Below are 16,649 nucleotides of genomic sequence, written 5' to 3'. Positions count from 1 at the left end.
ATGGAAGTGGGCTTCCCTGTAACTTCGCCGAGACATCTACCACGGCGATCTGGACCCTCTGTTCCTTGGAGGCCAGGACCACACTCAACGAACTCGGCCTGCCCTACGGCCGCAAGTCACAGACGATCGCCCCACCGAAAGTCGGCTTCTCCCGCCGCGACCATCTGCGAGGCCTGATCGACGCAGATGGTTCAGTCGGCTTCACCAGCAAGGGATTTCCCTTCATCTCCCTCACCACGGCCAGCGGCGCCATCGTCTCCTACCTGTCCGACTACGGGAGGAATACGACGGGGGTCGCGCGGAAACCGAAGCGCAACACCCGAGACGACGTCTACAACGTCCTCTACATGAGATGAGGGCCGCCTACACAGCTCGCCGCTGGACTGCGGGCGAAGACCGGATCCTGTTGAAGCTCAACAGGCCCATGGCCGCTGCAGAAGTACTCGGCAGGAGTACCAAGAGCTGCAATCTCCGCCTCTGGCGCCTACGCAACGGGAAAGTGCCCATGCCCAGCGATCAGTGACCCAGTGAACAAGGCCCCCGGCACTGGCCGGGGGCCTTTCACGTCAACCCTTGACGCAGACGAACTGCTTCAGCTTCGCCACCACCTCAACAAGGTCGCGCTGCTGCTCCATCACCTGGTCGATGTTCTTGTAGGCACCCGGAATCTCGTCCAGCACCCCGGAGTCCTTGCGGCACTCCACACCGCGCGTCTGCTCTTCCAGGTCCCTGGTCGTGAAGCGGCGCTTTGCCGCGTTACGACTCATGCGCCGACCGGCCCCGTGCGACGCCGAGTTGAAGGCCTTCTCGTTCCCGAGCCCCTTCACGATGTACGAGCTGGTGCCCATCGAGCCAGGAATGATCCCGAGCTCGCCGGAGCCGGCCCGGATCGCCCCCTTGCGGGTGACGAGCAGGTCCATGCCCTCGTAGCGTTCCTCGGCGATGTAGTTGTGGTGGCAGGAGATCTCCGGCTCGAAAGTCGGCTTTGCCTTCTTGAATTCCTTGCGGACCACGTCCTTCAGGAGCGCCATCATGAGCATGCGGTTGTACTTGGCGTACTCCTGAGCCCAGTAGAGATCGTTCCTGTACGCCGCCATCTGCGGAGTGTCCGAAACGAACACCGCCAGGTCCCGGTCGACCAGTCCCTGGTTGTGCGGAAGCTTCTGCGCGACACCGATGTGGTACTCGGCCAGCTCCTTCCCGATGTTGCGGGAACCGGAGTGCAGCATGAGCCACACCGAGTTTGACTGATCAAGACACAATTCGATCATGTGATTTCCGGATCCGAGCGTTCCCATCTGCTGATGCGCCCGTTCCTGACGGAATTTGACCGCATCGGCCACCCCGCCAAACCGCCCCCAGAACTCCCCCCACCCAGCCGTAGCCAGCCCGTGGAAGTCCCCCGGCTCGACCGGATCCGCATGCATCCCGCGCCCCACCGGAATCGCCTGCTCGATCTTCGACCGCAGCCGCGACAGGTCCCCCGGCAGGTCGTTCGCCGTGAGGGACGTCTTCACCGCGGACATCCCGCAGCCGATGTCGACCCCGACCGCCGCCGGGCACACCGCGCCCTGCATGGCGATGACGGACCCGACCGTCGCGCCCTTCCCGTAGTGGACGTCCGGCATCACCGCGAGACCCTTGATCCACGGCAGGGTCGCGACGTTGCGCAGCTGCTGGAGCGCGACGTCCTCGACGGTCGCCGGGTCGGTCCACATCCGGATCGGTACCTTCGCGCCCGGCATCTCCACGTACGACATGTCTTCCTCATTCCCCCGCGGACAGCACACAAAAAGGACAAAAATCTTTAAATCAAAGAAAACGCAAATGCGGCGCCATAGGTCCGGAAACCAGACAGGGGACCGGCGTTCACAGCAGTGCGTGCGATAGACATTGTCTCCAGGGGGCGCCCCGCTGCGGCAAGCGATTAACCAGCGGGGACACTGGAGCAGGACCGAGCGGACCAGTGAACGGAAGGAGCCTGACCGTGCAGCGGAAGGCGTACGTAACCGGCATCGCCGCCCTTCTCGCGGTCCTGCTGGCCGGCTGCACGAGCGGTTCCAGCGGTGACGACGACACCACCGACAAGAACGCGGACACGAGCACCTCCACCGTCGCCGCCCAGCCCGGCAAGTACCGCACCCTCCCGGAGGCCTGCGGCGCGGTCAGCCACGACACCCTCGACTCCCTGCTCCCGGGCATCGCCCAGATCACCGACGAGCAGCAGCGCGAGAAGGCGTACGCGGGCGAGGCGGCCCTCACCTACGACACCGACCGCAAGGTCGGCTGCCACTGGAAGATCGAGTCCACCGACGCCACGGACCGGCTGTCCGTCGATTTCGAGCGCGTGGTGTCGTACGACAACGCGGTCAGCGACGACAGCGAGGCGCAGACGATCTACACGCAGCTGGAGGCGGCGGCCGACATCCCCGAGTCCGCGCCCCCGAGCCCGACCGAGACGGAATCGCCGTCGGCATCAGGGTCGGAGTCGGACTCCCCGTCCGCGTCCGCGTCGGCGTCCGTGTCGCCGTCCGCGTCCCCCACCGGATCCGCCGACCCGTCCTCCTCGGCTTCCACCTCCGCCTCCGCCTCGGCTTCCACCACCCCGGCCGATCTCCAGCCGCGCACGCTCCCCGATCTCGGCGACGAGGCGTATCTCGACGACCAGCTGAGCGGCTCGGGTTCGACGGCCGAACAGCGGACGGTGACTGTGGTGTTCCGCACGTCCAACGTCGTCGTGACCATCGTGTACGAGGAGCAGCCGATGGCCACCGGGACCGTGCCGGACAGCAAGGAAATGCAGGACAGGGCGCAGAATCTGGCCGCGCAACTGGCCGAGGCCCTCAACGGCTGAGGGCTCCGGCACGCCCTCTGCACCCCGCCCGCAAAGGGCGCGAACCGAAACCGCACAGCTCCCTCACCGCGTACCGTGGCCCCTCGGACCCGATCCGACCGCAGGAACCCCGAACGTATGAGTGAAGGAACCATGCAGCGAGTAGCAGTCCAGTCAGACGACCAGCGCGCCCGGAACGGACGGAACGCACAGCGACGGGCAGGGCGCCTGCGCCGCGGCCTCGTCTGCGCGGCCGCCGTCCCCGCCGTGGCGCTGTTCGCGACGGCCTGCTCCTCGGACTCGGACGCCGCCGCGCAGGGGACGGGCGGCGGTTCGAATTCCGCCGCCGGGTCCACCGACACCGGCGGCTCCACGGCGGCTTCCCCGACCGTCCAGGCGGCCAAGTACGCGAAGCTGCCGGAGCCGTGTGCGGTGCTGTCGAACAAGACGCTCACCGCGCTGGTGCCGAAGGGTGTGAAGTCGGGCAAGGAGGGCACGTCGGACGATGTGGCCACGCGGGGCAGTTGCTCGTGGAGCAGCCTGGACAGCAACGGTGTGAAGGGCTCGCAGTTCCGCTGGCTCAACATCTCCCTCCTGCGCTTCGACTCGGACACCAGCCGTGGTTCGGGTGAGAAGCAGGCCGAGGCGTACTACGCGAGCCAGGTGCAGGGTGCCCGGTCCGTGACGGGTGCCAAGAACACCAAGTCGGAGCCGGTGGCCGGGGCCGGTGACCAGGCGACGGTCGTCCGCTACGACCTGAAGAAGAAGGAGGGCGCCTTCAGGCAGCAGACGGTCGTGGCACGCGTCGCGAACGTCGTCGTCACCCTCGACTACAACGGTGCGGGTCTGGCGAGCGCGAAGGCGCCGGACGCGGACACTCTGACGAAGGTGGCGGAGAAGGCGGCCAAGGAGGCGGTGGCGTCGGTGGCGACGGCCAACGGCTCGGGTTCTGCACCGAGTTCACCTGCGGCGACGCCCTCGAAGTCACCCTCCAAGGAGGCCTCCAAGTCGGCCTCGCCCTCCAAGTCGTCAACCAAGAAGAGCTGACCGGCCATACGTGCGCCGCACTGATGTGCCACCCTGTTGCGCGCAACAACACGCAAGGGGAGGGGAGTACCGGTGGCCGCGCCAATGCAGCTGACTCGGATGCACCGCGTTCTCATCGGCGTGGTCGTGTCCGGCGCGATGATCATCGCCGGTATCGGCTTCGCCGGCTCGTACGCGGCCGTCCGTGAGCTGGCCATCAAGAAGGGTTTCGGGAACTTCGCCTATGTGTTCCCGATCGGCATCGACGCGGGCATCTGCGTCCTGCTCGCCCTTGACCTGCTGCTGACCTGGATCCGCATCCCCTTCCCGCTGCTGCGGCAGACGGCCTGGCTGCTGACCATCGCGACGATCGCCTTCAACGGCGCGGCGGCCTGGCCGGACCCGCTGGGTGTGGGCATGCACGCGGTCATCCCGATCCTGTTCGTGGTGGCGGTCGAGGCGGCCCGGCACGCGATCGGCCGGATCGCGGACATCACGGCGGACAAGCACATGGAGGGGGTGCGCCTCACCCGCTGGCTGCTCTCCCCGGTCCCGACCTTCCTCCTGTGGCGCCGGATGAAGCTGTGGGAGCTGCGCTCCTACGACCAGGTCATCAAGCTGGAGCAGGAACGTCTCGTCTATCAGGCGAGGCTCCGGTCCCGCTTCGGGCGGGCCTGGCGCAGGAAGGCTCCGGTGGAGTCCCTGATGCCCCTGCGGCTGGCCAAGTACGGCGTCCCCCTGGCGGACACGGCCCCGGACGGGCTGGCGGCCGCGGGCATAGACCTCCCGGCGCTCCTGCCGGCCCCGGCCCCCGCGGTGGAGGCGCCCGCTCCCGCCCCGGTGGCACCGCAGAGCGAGCAGCGCCCCGCGCTGGTCCCCGCCCCGGGCACCGGGCAGCCCGCGCCGCAGCCGGCGCCCGATCCGGAGGTCAACCCCTGGCTGCACGCCAGGAACCCCCAGCAGATCGAGTACCAGGGCGGCTACGACCCCACGTACGAGCCGCCGTTCGACCCTCAGTACACCGAGGAGCAGTACGCGGCCTGGTACGAGCAGGAGCAGCTGCGCTACCAGCAGGAGCAGTACCAGCAGGAACAGCTCCCCCAGGCGCCCCAGGAGCAGCAGCCGCTCCCCGAGGAATCCCCGTCGGAGACGACCGGCAGCTTCCCCATCCCGTCCGGCCCGGGCCGCACTCGTGAGCTCGGCGAGGGCGGCGGCCCGCCGGAGCCGACCGAGGAGGACTTCTACCTGGTCTTCAAGAAGTCGATCGACGGCGGTTACCCCAGCTCCAGCCAGTTCAGGGGTGACGTGGAGGCGACCTTCGGCATCACGCTCCCGCAGCGCGAGGCCGACCGCATGGTCAACCGCTTCACGAACCGCCACACGGCGGAGCTGCAGGACGACCACATCGCCTAGGACGAACTACGGCATGCGGAAGGGGCCCCCGGAGAACCGAGGGCCCCTTCGCCGTGTCGGCCTTATGCCCCGAGCAGGGCCCGCACCCGCTCCTGCCCCACCGCGAGCAGCAGCGTGGGCAGCCGGGGGCCGGTGTCCCGCCCGACCAGCAGGTGGTAGAGCAGCGCGAAGAACGTCCGCTGGGCCGTCTTGATCTCCGGCGGCAGCTCCTTCGGCGTGGCGTCGGCGGAGAACCCGGCCTGGACCTTGGGCACGCCGTAGACGAGGTGGGTGAGCCCGTCCAGGGACCAGTGGTCGGCGAGTCCGTCGAGGAGCAGTCGTACGGACTGCTGGGACGCCTCGTCGAGGGACTTCAGCAGTTCGGCGTCGGGCTCGTCGCGGACGATGGTGCGCTGGTCGGCCGGCACCTGGGTGTTGATCCAGGCCTCGGCCTTGTCGTACCGCGGCCGGGCCTCGGCCACCGATCCGAGCGGGTTCGACGGGTCCAGCTCGCTGAGGATGCGCAGCGCCTGGTCCTCGTGCCCGGCGGTGATGTCGGCGACGGAGGCGAGGGTCCGGTACGGCAGCGGGCGCGGTGTACGCGGCAGCTCGCCGCCGGCCGTACGCACGGCACGCGAGTGCGCGGCGATGTCACCGGGCAGCGCGGACCCCTCCGTCACCTTCCCGTCCAGCTTGTCCCACTCGTCGTAGAGCCGCTGGATCTCCTGGTCGAAGGCGATCTTGAAGGACTGGTTGGGCCGGCGCCGGGCGTAGAGCCAGCGCAGGATCTGCGGCTCCATGATCTTCAGCGCGTCGGCCGGGGTGGGTACTCCGCCCCGCGAGGACGACATCTTCGCCATCCCGCTGATCCCCACGAAGGCGTACATGGGCCCGATGGGCTGCTTGCCCCCGAAGATCCCGACGATCTGCCCGCCGACCTGGAAGCTGGACCCCGGCGACGAGTGGTCGACACCGCTGGGCTCGAAGATGACGCCCTCGTAGGCCCACCGCATGGGCCAGTCGACCTTCCAGACCAGCTTGCCGCGGTTGAACTCGCTGAGCCGGACGGTCTCGGAGAACCCGCACGCGCTGCAGGTGTAGGTCAGCTCGGTGGTGTCGTCGTCGTACGCCGTGACGGTGGTCAGGTCCTTGCCGCAGGAGCCGCAGTACGGCTTGTACGGGAAGTACCCGGCGGAGCCGGACGACCCGTCGTCCTCGCTCGCCGCGCCCGACCCCTCCTCGGCCTCCAGCTCGGCCTCGTCGACGGCCTTCTGCTGGGGCTTCTTGCCGGTCTTCGGCTTGGTCCGGTACTGCGCGAGGATCGCGTCGATGTCCCCGCGGTGCTTCATCGCGTGGAGGACCTGCTCGCGGTACACGCCGGAGGTGTACTGCGCGGTCTGGCTGATCCCGTCGAACTCGACGCCCAGCTCGGCCAGCGACTCGACCATGGCGGCCTTGAAGTGCTCGGCCCAGTTCGGGTACGCGGAGCCCTGCGGGGCGGGCACCGAGGTGAGCGGCTTGCCGATGTGCTCGGCCCAGGACCCGTCGACGCCGGCGACACCGGCCGGGACCTTGCGGTAGCGGTCGTAGTCGTCCCAGGAGATCAGGTGCCGGACCTGGTACCCGCGCCGCCGGACCTCGTCCGCGACCAGGTGCGGGGTCATGACCTCGCGGAGGTTGCCGAGGTGGATCGGCCCCGACGGCGAGAGCCCGGACGCGACGACGACCGGTTTGCCCGGGCCCCGACGCTCCGACTCCTCGATGACCTCATCCGCGAAACGGGAGACCCAGTCGGTGGTCTCGGTGCTCTGAGCCACGATCGGCACGTCCTTCTTTCTGGCGTGGGACAGCCGGTACGGTCGCACGGCTGACCGCTCCATTCTCCCAGCCGAGGTCGAATCCACGAAAACGGGTTATCGACACACCCCTGATCGGCGGCGCAGCCGCCGTCTGGGGGCGCGGGGAACTGCGCGACAAGCCACAACGCACCCGCGCCCGGCCACGCACACCGGCCCCCCGAGCTCGTGGCCGCAAAAACCCCTTTACCCCCCGTGAAATACTGGACCCGTCTACCAAACCCCACGAGGAGAAACGGCTCCCACCCCATGGCCCCGGTCACGTCCCTCAGCGCTTCCGTCAACCAGCAGCTCACCGACGCCCTCGCTTCCGCCCTGCCGGAGGCCGACGTCGACCCGCTGCTGCGACGCAGCGACCGGGCCGACTACCAGGCGAACGGCATCCTCGCCGCCGCCAAGAAGGCCAAGGCCAACCCCCGGGAGCTGGCGACGCAGGTCGTCTCCGGCATCACCACCGGCGCGGACCTGATCCAGGACGTCGAGGTCTCCGGCCCCGGCTTCCTCAACATCACCCTCTCCGACCGGGCGATCACCGAGAACCTGGCCGCGCGGTACGCGGACGGCGACCGGCTCGGCGTGGCGGCGAAGGCGAACCCGGGCATCACGGTCATCGACTACGCCCAGCCGAACGTCGCCAAGGAGATGCACGTCGGCCACCTGCGCTCCGCAGTGATCGGCGACGCCCTGCGCGGCATGCTCGACTTCACCGGTGAGAAGACGATCGGCCGGCACCACATCGGCGACTGGGGCACCCAGTTCGGCATGCTCATCCAGTACCTGATCGAGAACCCGGACCAGCTGTCCGCGGAGACCGACACGGACGGCGAGCAGGCCATGTCGAACCTGAACCGGGTGTACAAGGCGTCCCGGGCGGTCTTCGACGCGGACGAGGAGTTCAAGGAGCGGGCCCGCAAGCGGGTGGTCGCCCTCCAGTCCGGCGACAAGGAGACCCTCGACCTGTGGCAGCGGTTCGTGGACGAGTCGAAGGTCTACTTCTACTCGGTCTTCGAGAAGCTCGACATGGAGATCCGGGACGACGAGATCGTCGGCGAGTCGGCGTACAACGACGGCATGCCGGAGACCGCCCGCATCCTGGAGGAGACGGGTGTCGCGGTCCGCTCCGAGGGCGCGCTCGTGGTGTTCTTCGACGACATCCGGGGCAAGGACGACCAGCCGGTCCCGCTGATCGTGCAGAAGGCGGACGGCGGCTTCGGCTATGCGGCCTCGGACCTGACCGCGATCCGCAACCGGGTCACCGACCTGCACGCCACCTCGCTGCTCTATGTCGTGGACGTGCGGCAGTCGCTGCACTTCAAGATGGTCTTCGAGACGGCACGGCGGGCCGGCTGGCTCACCGACGACGTCACCGCGCACAACATGGGCTACGGCACGGTGCTGGGCGCGGACGGCAAGCCGTTCAAGACGCGTGCGGGCGAGACCGTACGGCTGGAGGACCTGCTGGACGAGGCCGTGCAGCGGGCCGCCGAGGTGGTCCGGGAGAAGGCGCGGGACCTGACCGAGGACGAGATCCAGGAGCGGGCCCAGCAGGTCGGCATCGGTGCCGTGAAGTACGCGGACCTGTCGACGTCGCCGAACCGCGACTACAAGTTCGACCTGGACCAGATGGTCTCGCTGAACGGCGACACGTCCGTCTACCTCCAGTACGCGTACGCCCGTATCCGGTCCATCCTGCGCAAGGCGGGAGAGATCCGGCCGGCCGCCCACCCGGAGCTGGAACTGCACGCGGCGGAGCGGGCGTTGGGCCTGCACGTGGACGCGTTCGGCGACACGGTCTTCGAGGCGGCGGCGGAGTACGCCCCGCACAAGCTGGCCGCGTACCTGTACCAGCTGGCGTCGCTGTACACGTCGTTCTACGACAAGTGCCCGGTCCTGAAGGCCGACTCCCCGGAACAGGTGGAGAACCGCCTCTTCCTGTGCGACATCACGGCCCGCACCCTGCACCAGGGCATGGCGCTGCTGGGCATCAGGACGCCTGAGAAGCTCTGACGCCGTCCCGGCCCGTCCCGCACTGCGGGGGCGGGCCGGTGAGCCCTGCGGGGCCAGGTCGACCGGCGACAAGAAGCCCTCGCCCGGCGCCCGTTCAGGGGCGACCGTGTCCGGCGTTGTCAGTGGCGCCCCTTACAGTCACTGGCATGGCGACTCTTCCCAACCCGCTGCCCAAGCTGGCGACCGACCCGAGCGGTCGGTCCCTGGGGCTTCAACTCCCGCCCGGGGCACTGCTCGACGACACGCTCGACGGCCCGTGGCACGCGCCGCTGCTGTGGTACGCCGGGCAGCCCGCCGGGCCCGGGACCTGGACCGCGCTGGGCGCGCAGGCCGCCCGTGCGGGGCTGCTGCCGGTGCTCATCGACGTGTCCGAGATCGACGACTGGGACTTCGCGCCCGGGGAGACGTCGTACCCGGGGGACCACGACGCCGACGAGGTGCTGGAGGACTACTGGGAGGAGGACCCGCCGGAGGGCGAGGAGTGGCCGGGGCTCGCCGCCGCGCCGGCCCTGGTCGCCGACCCGGACTCGCGGGCCGCGGACGTCGCCGACGCGCTGAGCCAGGGGCGGCCCTGGCTGAAGGAGCCGCATCTGGCGCTGGTGTCCGCCCGGCGCAGCGCGGACATACCGGCGGCCATCGGCTGGAGCGGCCCGGTGAACTACGAGGAGGACGTGGCCCGGCTGTGCGCGGTGCTGCGCTCCTGGGAGGACCGGTTCGGCGTCCGGGTGGTGGCGCTCGGCTTCGACCACCTCGCGCTCTCCGTCGCCGCCCCGCCCGCCGACCTCGACGAGGCGGAGGCGGTCGCCGCCGAGCACTTCGCGTTCTGCCCGTACGCCGTGCTGCCGGGCGCCGACGACACCCTCTCGTCCTACGCCGAGCAGCTGGTCGGCGAGCGGCTGTGGCACTTCTGGTGGGACTGAGCCCCGGCCTCGGCTAGCTGCCCAGGCCCTTCGCCAGCCTCCGCAGCCCTTCCCCGATCTCCTCCGGCGTCTGCGTCACGAAGCACAGCCGCAGCGTCGAGCGGTCGGGGTCGGCGGCGTGGAAGGGCTCGCCGGGGACGTAGGCCACGTTCTGCTCCACCACCCGGCGAAGCAGGGCGGTGGTGTCGTACGACGACGGGAGCCTGGCCCAGAGGAACATGCCGCCCTCGGGCCGGTTCCAGGTGGAGCCGGCCGGGAGGGCGTCGGCCAGGCCGGCGAGCATGGCGTCCCGGCGTTCGCCGTACACCGCGCGCACCTTGGCGACATGGGCGTCCAGCACGTCCAGGTAGCGGGCGGCGGCGAGCTGGTTGAGGGTCGGGGTGTGCAGGTCGGCCGCCTGTTTGGCGACCGCGCAGGCGCGGCGCAGGGCGCCGGGGGCGCGGAGCCAGCCGAGCCGCAGGCCGGGGGCCATGACCTTGGAGAAGGAGCCGAGCAGGACCGTCCGGTCCTCGGCGCCGGGGAAGGACGCGATCCAGGGGACATGGTCGCCGTCGTAGCGCAGTTCGCCGTAGGGGTCGTCCTCTATGAGCCACAGGCCGTGCCGGGCGGCGGCCGTGGCCAGGGCGGCGCGGCGGGCGGCGGGCATGGTCCGGCCGGTGGGGTTCTGGAAGGTCGGGACGAGATAGAGGAGCTTGGGCCGTTCGGCGCGGATCAGCTCCTCCAGGGCGGCCGGGTGCACGCCGTCCGCGTCCCCGGGCACCGGCAGCACGCGTGCTCCGGCCAGCCCGAACACCTGAAGTGCCGCCAGGTAGCAGGGGCTTTCGACGAGGATCGTGTCCCCGGGGTCGATCAGGGCGCTCGCGAGGAGGGAGAGCGCCTGCTGGGAGCCGGTGGTGACGAGGAGGTCGTCGGCCGCGGTGGGCAGGCCCCGCGCCGAGATGCGCGCCGCCAGCCGCTGCCGCAGCACCGGCTCGCCCTCGGTCGTCGAGTACTGCAACGCCCGCTCCGGCGCCTCCTCCAGCACCGCGCGGAAGGCGGCGGCGATGCCCTCCCGGTCGAACAGTTCGGGGGCCGGCAGCCCGCCCGCGAAGTTGATCACCTCGGGGCGGGCGGTCACCGCGAGAATCTCCCGCACGGGCGACCCGCCGACGGTCCGGGCCCGGGCCGCGAGCGGGGGAAGCGGGGCGGAGGTGGGAGTGGGGGCAGGGGTGAGGGTCATGGACGGCTCCTTGGGCTGATCCTCGTCTTGGCGGGAGCGTAGAGAGGTCCGTGTCGCCTACACCGGTAATTCCGCGATCCGGACGGGCGGAGCATCGGCAGCGGGCCGGAGTCGCCTCCGCGGCCTTTCCGGCGGCCTCGGACGTCCCGTACCGCCGTCCCGCGGGACGGGATTCGCGCAGCTCACGGGGGTGGACCTGGCTCGGGCGTCCCGAATCTCCCGTCCGGTCTGGCGGTCCGGGCGAGCCGCCCCACAGGCTGAGGGCACGTCAACGTCCCGGCACCGCCCGCACCCCACCGCCGACCGCGCCGAGATCGTCAAGGGAGCCCCCGTATGTCCGTCACGCACCGCACCCGAGCCCCCGGCCGCCGCCGTCTCCTGGCGGCGGCCGCCCTGGCGCTGGTCGCCACGACGGCACTGAGCGGGTGCCGGGACGGCCAGGGCGTACGTGACGAGGGCCCGTCCTCCTCCGCGGCCCACGTCCGGCCCACCACCGACCCGGCTCAGTCCTCGGCCCCTCAGTCCACGGCGCCTCAGTCCCTGGCGCCTCAGTCCTCGGCGCCGACGCACACGTAGACGGCATGAAAGTGCCCCGGCAGAATCTCGTCTGCCGGGGCGTTGTCCGGGGGGCGCCGTCGTCCGCGGTCAGCCCAGCATCCGGGCGGCCTCCACCGCCCAGTAGGTGAGGATGTTCTGCGCGCCGGCCCGCCGGATGCCGGTCAGGGTCTCCAGGATCGCGCGGTCGCGGTCGATCCAGCCCTTCTCGGCGGCGGCCTCGACCATCGAGTACTCACCGGAGATCTGGTAGGCGACGACCGGCACGTCCACCGAGTCGGCGACCCGCGCGAGGATGTCGAGGTAGGGCCCGGCCGGCTTGACCATCACCATGTCGGCCCCCTCCTCCAGGTCGAGGGCCAACTCCCGCAGCGACTCCCGCGCGTTGGCGGGGTCCTGCTGGTAGGTCTTGCGGTCGCCCTTCAGCGAGGACCCGACGGCCTCGCGGAAGGGGCCGTAGAACGCGGAGGCGTACTTCGCGGTGTAGGCGAGGATCGCGACGTCCTCGCGCCCGATCTGGTCGAGCGCGTCACGGACGACGCCGATCTGCCCGTCCATCATCCCGCTGGGCCCGACGACATGGGCGCCCGCATCGGCCTGCACCTGGGCCATCTCGGCGTACCGCTCCAGGGTGGCGTCGTTGTCGACGCGCCCCTCGGCGTCGAGCACCCCGCAGTGTCCGTGGTCGGTGGTCTCGTCGAGGCACAGGTCGGACATCACGAGGAGCTCGTCGCCGACCTCGGCGCGCACGTCGCGCAGCGCGACCTGGAGGATCCCGTCCGGGTCGGTACCGGGCGTGCCGAGGGCGTCCTTCTTGCTGTCCTCCGGCACCCCGAACAGCATGATCCCGGAGATGCCCGCCTCGACCGCCTCCGCGGCCGCCTTCTTCAGGCTGTCCCGGGTGTGCTGCACGACGCCGGGCATGGCGGCGATCGGCACCGGCTCGCTCACCCCCTCCCTGACGAACGCCGGGAGGATGAAGTCCGCGGGGTGCAGCCGGGTCTCGGCGACCATGCGCCGCATGACGGGGGTGGTCCGCAGCCGCCGCGGCCGCGTGCCGGGGAAGGAGCCGTACTTCGTCATGCCCTCTACGCTACGCCCGTCACAAGAGCGCGCTTGCCGACTCGACGTCGGCGCCCCGGCCCGCGCACGGCCGGGACGCCACGGCCCCTGTGGTCAGACCTCCAGCTCGCTCTCCGGCTTCTTGAGGCTGTGCCGGGCCGCCGCATCCGCCTGCTGGCGAACGAACGCGGCGCCACCGCCCGCTTCGCCCGCGACCGCCTGGAACGGGCCCCGGCCGCCCGCGACCCGCGGCAGACCGCCCGCCGTGGGCACCCGAGCCCTCCTGGCCGTCGTCAACGACGAGGGCGTGGACGGCCTGGCCTTCGACCGCGAGATCCCGACGGTGATCGAGGACCTGAAAAAGATCCTCGCCAATGACACGGCCTAGGTGACTCGGCAAGGAGCGGGTCACCTGTGCGTCCAGGGCCGTACCGAGCAGACGTCCCAGGAGAAGCGCCGTAGCCGGGCCTGCTCGATGTGGGCGGCCGTGTCCTCGTAATCGCTGTTCAGGCGAGGCCCGAGGATCACGACCGCCACGGCTCCCGCGCCCGCGGACTTCAGCGCGGCCGCGGCGGACTGCACATGGTTGCCGGTGGTCCAGGTGTCGTCCACGAGCAGCACGTGCGCGCCCCACAAGGCCGATGCCGTATAGCGCGCGGGCGACGCGGTGCGTCCGAGCTCCGCGGCCTTCGGCGTGGCTCGGAGCAGGTCACGGTGGCGAACACGGGTCGCACCGACCATGTCCCCGACAATGGCCCGCAGTGGATGGGTCAGCCTCCCGCTCGTACTGGGCACGGTGGTGACGACATCGAAGCGGGGCACAGCACACCGATGCGCGACGCATGCCTCGTGCGTTTCCAGAAACCGCCAGAGCACAGCCGCCAGCCCCGTACGGAAGTAGTGCCGCTGAGGCCCCGCGGCGTTCTTGTAACGCCACAGTTCGTGCGCGTACTGCTCCCCCTTGAGAGCCAGGCTGACCGGAACGACGACGTCCGCCACACCACTGCCGAGAACCGAGCGGGTGCCATGGCACGGTCGGCACGTCGGGTACCCCGTGTTCGCCGGACCTCGGCAGACCTGGCACACACCCGGGCCCGGTAATGACGGGTGGACGAGGAAGTTCGCGTAGCGGGCGGACAGTTCTACGACAGTGGCCATCGGGTGCCCCGCCTACGTCCAGGTCAACTCGCCCGTGGTGGGGACGAGGGACTCAAGCCGGCTGAAGACGTCCTCGGGCCCGTCGATGACGGTGGTGTTGGGTCTGCCCGCGTACTCCCTGGCCCACTCGTGGGTCAGCAGGGAGCGCATCAGGAAGACCCGGCGCCCGTGTTCCAGCGCGAGCCGTGCCTGCATGCGTGCGCCGCTGCGGTAGGCGGCCTCTACGACGACGGTGGCGAGGCTGTACCCGCTCATCACGGCGTTGCGCATGGGAAAGGACGCCTTCGACGGCGGCGCGTCCGGCCAGAACTGCGAGATCAGCAACCCTCGCTCGGCGATCTCCTCCTGAAGCCGCGCGTTCTGCGCGGGGTAGGCCCGGCGCAGCCCCGTTCCGATGACACCGACGGTACGTCCGCCGACGGCGAGCGCGGCACCGTGCGCGGCGGTGTCGATGCCGGCGGCCAGGCCGCTGACGACGGTGACGCCCCGCTCGGCGAGGCCGCCCGCGATGGCTCGGGCGTGAGCGATCCCGTCAGGGGTGGGAGTGCGGGTGCCCACGACGGCGACGCGCAGGTCGTGCTCGACGGGCCTGCCCCGCAGGAACAGGAACGGAGGTCGTTGGTGGACCAGCCGCAGATAGAGCGGATAGTCCTGGTCGAGGATGGTCACGAACCGCATCCCGTCCCGTTCCCAGGCGGCGACCTCATCGGCGATGCCGTCCAGGTCCTCCGCGGGGCCGGGATCGAAGAGCGCGGTCTGTCCGGACGCGTCGAGCGACTCCTCCAGGACGTCCCGGGCGCTGCCGACCATCTCGATCTGGTCGGTCAGCTCGGACCAGGAGCGATCACCGCGCCGCAGCAGTGCTACGACGGCTGCCCGCTCCAGCTCCTGATCCATGGCGCAAGTATAGGAACGCCCTCCGACGCGAGGGGTGGCCGAGAACGAACGAACCGAGGCTGTCACGGTCATCTGCCGGGCTCCGATCAGGCCGCGGAGGCAACGGCCGCCGATGCCGGACGATGCCTGCAGTCACGGCAGCGGCCGGGGGCCGGTGCGCGGAAGGCGCGTTCACATCCATCGCAGGTCTGGAAGGGGTGCGTACCGCCGCTGCCGACCTGGACGTCCCCCGGTAGGGCCCGTCGTGCGGGAATCGCCGGCAGGGGCGCGGGCAGCAGTTCACGGAGGCGGTAGTCGAGCACACCGGCCGGGCGTCGCATGTCCATGGGGAGATCGGAGGTAAGGGCGCGGTGTACGACGGCTGCCGGGACACCGCGGTCGAACCAGGCAGTGACAGCGGGGGCGAGCCGGTTCACGTCCCGCGGGGAGAGCGTGAGGCGGTCGTCGGTACGGCGCAGAGCTGCGAGGAGGGCGACAGCCTTCTCATGACGTGCGTCGGGGCGCGTCTCCACAGCGGACGGAACGTGCGCGGCGGGCTGGTCTTCGGCCGCCTCGGGGCGGCGCTCGGGCACTGCGGGCGGCTCGGGCTCCGGATCGGGCTCGTACTCGTGCTCGGCGAGCACGGAGGTGGCCCGTGGTGCGTCGTGGGCCACCGGCCCGGCGCCGTCTCGGTCGTCCTCCTGAGGTGCCTGCCGGTCGTCCGCCGAGGGGCGGGCCGCCGCAAGGCTTCGCGTCCGGCCTCGCGCCGTGCCTGCCCCGCCGGGGGTGTGGTGGGCGTACGTCCGGGTGAACAACCTCCCCGCCTCGGTACGCTCCCGGACCCGCTCCAGGTAGCCGTGTGCCTCCAACTCCCGCAGCGCGAAGGCGATCCGGTCCCGCCCCTCAGGGAAGCGGTCGGCGAGGCTGCGGATGTCGACCGGGGCGCCCTCCGGCAGCGACAGGATGTGGGTGGCCAGTCCGATCGCGGTCAGCGACAGCTCGCGGTGCTGGGCGAGATGATTGCCGACGACGGTGTAGTGGCCCGACTGGTACGTGCGTACGTGGGCGACACCGGAGTGGGTGGTCGTCGGTCGAACGTCCTGATTCGGGCGCGGCGCAGGGATAGGCTTCTTCTCAGCCATGGGGAAGGGGCCTGTTCTTCCTCGTTGGTCAGGCCCTCGCACTGGGATTGCCGTCCCGGCGGGGGCCGAAGCATGTATGGGGTTGTGGATGTTGCCTGCGGCGAGACTGCCCGCCCGACCCACCGAAGCGCCAGCCACACCGGCCGGATTCACCCGCCCGTGTGACGAAGGCGAGGTTTGGTCGGTTGGAGGGTTATTTCCCTGGGTTCTTTGGTTTTTACGGCCCGCAGCCCCGGCCCGCGCCCTACCGCGTCCCGCCCTTCCGGGTTCCGGGCCAGGACACGGTCACACCCACCGACACGGCCGGCCAAGCAGCGTTGCCACCTGCGCTTCCGAGACGCGTGAAGGAGGACCTGAAGAAGATCCTCTCCCACGACACGGCCTAGCGAATGCCACCCCGTGAGGGACGCGCCCCAAAGGGGCGCTGGGGGTACCCCCAGCCGAAGGCTGGCGGAGGAACTGCGCGACCAGCCCCCATCGGCCCGCAGTCACCCACCCACCGGAAAACCGGAAAAGGGGGCCCGGGGCGCAGCCCCGCTCCGATGGTTCTCGGTCATGTGGGTCTGTTCCTCCGCGCAGAGTCCGGCTGTCGGAACGGAGACC

The 16,649-nt window shown here is 70.4% G+C and carries 16 protein-coding genes; 8 read left to right on the top strand and 8 right to left on the bottom strand.

What is annotated here, in order from left to right; translation table 11 throughout:
• The first annotated feature begins 65 nt into the window (after nucleotides 1–65).
• Entirely contained in the window at nucleotides 66–356 is a 291-nt protein-coding gene (locus ABT137_RS15720) for an LAGLIDADG family homing endonuclease (RefSeq protein WP_351708455.1), read from the top strand.
• 210 nt (nucleotides 357–566) lie between these two features.
• On the opposite strand, the gene ABT137_RS15715 is transcribed toward ABT137_RS15720, so the two are convergent.
• On the bottom strand, nucleotides 567–1,760 hold the full coding sequence (locus ABT137_RS15715) for an RtcB family protein (protein WP_351708452.1): 1,194 nt from the start codon (nucleotides 1,758–1,760) through the stop codon (nucleotides 567–569).
• A 227-nt stretch (nucleotides 1,761–1,987) separates the two neighbouring features.
• Here ABT137_RS15715 and ABT137_RS15710 point away from each other — a divergent pair, with 227 nt between their 5' ends.
• The 3 genes from ABT137_RS15710 to ABT137_RS15700 all read left to right on the top strand — a co-directional run bounded on the left by ABT137_RS15710 (nucleotide 1,988) and on the right by ABT137_RS15700 (nucleotide 5,272).
• A complete protein-coding gene (locus tag ABT137_RS15710; RefSeq protein ID WP_351708449.1) occupies nucleotides 1,988–2,854 on the top strand; it encodes a DUF3558 domain-containing protein in 867 nt (288 codons plus the stop codon).
• A gap of 117 nt (nucleotides 2,855–2,971) precedes the next feature.
• Nucleotides 2,972–3,880 carry a DUF3558 domain-containing protein gene (locus ABT137_RS15705; protein WP_502984520.1) on the top strand — a complete coding sequence of 303 codons (909 nt, stop codon included), beginning with the start codon at nucleotides 2,972–2,974 and terminating at the stop codon, nucleotides 3,878–3,880.
• Between the two features lie 99 nt (nucleotides 3,881–3,979).
• Entirely contained in the window at nucleotides 3,980–5,272 is a 1,293-nt protein-coding gene (locus tag ABT137_RS15700; protein ID WP_351708443.1) for a DUF2637 domain-containing protein, read from the top strand.
• 62 nt (nucleotides 5,273–5,334) lie between these two features.
• On the opposite strand, the gene lysS is transcribed toward ABT137_RS15700, so the two are convergent.
• Entirely contained in the window at nucleotides 5,335–7,077 is a 1,743-nt protein-coding gene (gene lysS / locus ABT137_RS15695) for a lysine--tRNA ligase (protein WP_351709208.1), read from the bottom strand.
• Nucleotides 7,078–7,356: 279 nt separating this feature from the next.
• Between lysS and argS the strand changes: the two genes are divergently transcribed.
• Both argS and ABT137_RS15685 read left to right on the top strand, forming a co-directional pair.
• Nucleotides 7,357–9,114 (top strand): arginine--tRNA ligase, encoded by a 1,758-nt coding sequence (gene argS, locus ABT137_RS15690; RefSeq protein WP_351708440.1) that lies wholly within the window; start codon nucleotides 7,357–7,359, stop codon nucleotides 9,112–9,114.
• A 146-nt stretch (nucleotides 9,115–9,260) separates the two neighbouring features.
• Entirely contained in the window at nucleotides 9,261–10,034 is a 774-nt protein-coding gene (locus ABT137_RS15685; RefSeq protein WP_351708437.1) for a DUF4253 domain-containing protein, read from the top strand.
• A 13-nt stretch (nucleotides 10,035–10,047) separates the two neighbouring features.
• Here ABT137_RS15685 and ABT137_RS15680 read toward each other — a convergent pair whose 3' ends face one another.
• Nucleotides 10,048–11,253 (bottom strand): aminotransferase-like domain-containing protein, encoded by a 1,206-nt coding sequence (locus ABT137_RS15680; protein ID WP_351708434.1) that lies wholly within the window; start codon nucleotides 11,251–11,253, stop codon nucleotides 10,048–10,050.
• A gap of 333 nt (nucleotides 11,254–11,586) precedes the next feature.
• Between ABT137_RS15680 and ABT137_RS15675 the strand changes: the two genes are divergently transcribed.
• A complete protein-coding gene (locus ABT137_RS15675; protein WP_351708431.1) occupies nucleotides 11,587–11,829 on the top strand; it encodes a hypothetical protein in 243 nt (80 codons plus the stop codon).
• A gap of 69 nt (nucleotides 11,830–11,898) precedes the next feature.
• Here the strand turns inward: ABT137_RS15675 and hemB are convergent, their stop codons facing one another.
• Both hemB and ABT137_RS15665 read right to left on the bottom strand, forming a co-directional pair.
• Entirely contained in the window at nucleotides 11,899–12,891 is a 993-nt protein-coding gene (gene hemB / locus ABT137_RS15670; RefSeq protein ID WP_351708428.1) for a porphobilinogen synthase, read from the bottom strand.
• A 93-nt stretch (nucleotides 12,892–12,984) separates the two neighbouring features.
• On the bottom strand, nucleotides 12,985–13,143 hold the full coding sequence (locus tag ABT137_RS15665; RefSeq protein WP_351708425.1) for a hypothetical protein: 159 nt from the start codon (nucleotides 13,141–13,143) through the stop codon (nucleotides 12,985–12,987).
• On the opposite strand from ABT137_RS15665, the gene ABT137_RS15660 reads away from it, so the two are divergent.
• Nucleotides 13,136–13,258 (top strand): hypothetical protein, encoded by a 123-nt coding sequence (locus tag ABT137_RS15660; protein WP_351708422.1) that lies wholly within the window; start codon nucleotides 13,136–13,138, stop codon nucleotides 13,256–13,258. The genes ABT137_RS15665 and ABT137_RS15660 overlap by 8 nt on opposite strands.
• Before the next feature lie 20 nt (nucleotides 13,259–13,278).
• On the opposite strand, the gene ABT137_RS15655 is transcribed toward ABT137_RS15660, so the two are convergent.
• The 3 genes from ABT137_RS15655 to ABT137_RS15645 form a co-directional block, all read right to left on the bottom strand.
• On the bottom strand, nucleotides 13,279–13,611 hold the full coding sequence (locus ABT137_RS15655; protein ID WP_351708419.1) for a hypothetical protein: 333 nt from the start codon (nucleotides 13,609–13,611) through the stop codon (nucleotides 13,279–13,281).
• A 429-nt stretch (nucleotides 13,612–14,040) separates the two neighbouring features.
• A complete protein-coding gene (locus tag ABT137_RS15650; protein WP_351708417.1) occupies nucleotides 14,041–14,925 on the bottom strand; it encodes a DNA-processing protein DprA in 885 nt (294 codons plus the stop codon).
• A gap of 86 nt (nucleotides 14,926–15,011) precedes the next feature.
• Nucleotides 15,012–16,046, bottom strand: coding sequence for a helix-turn-helix domain-containing protein (locus tag ABT137_RS15645; RefSeq protein WP_351708414.1), 1,035 nt, complete (start codon nucleotides 16,044–16,046; stop codon nucleotides 15,012–15,014).
• Nucleotides 16,047–16,649 lie beyond the last annotated feature (603 nt).

Origin of the sequence: Streptomyces sp. NPDC001980 (assembly GCF_040296885.1) — a bacterium.
GTDB lineage: Bacteria > Actinomycetota > Actinomycetes > Streptomycetales > Streptomycetaceae > Streptomyces.
The sequence above is the reverse complement of the archived record's forward strand: the minus strand, read 5'-3'. Positions and strand labels throughout refer to the sequence as shown.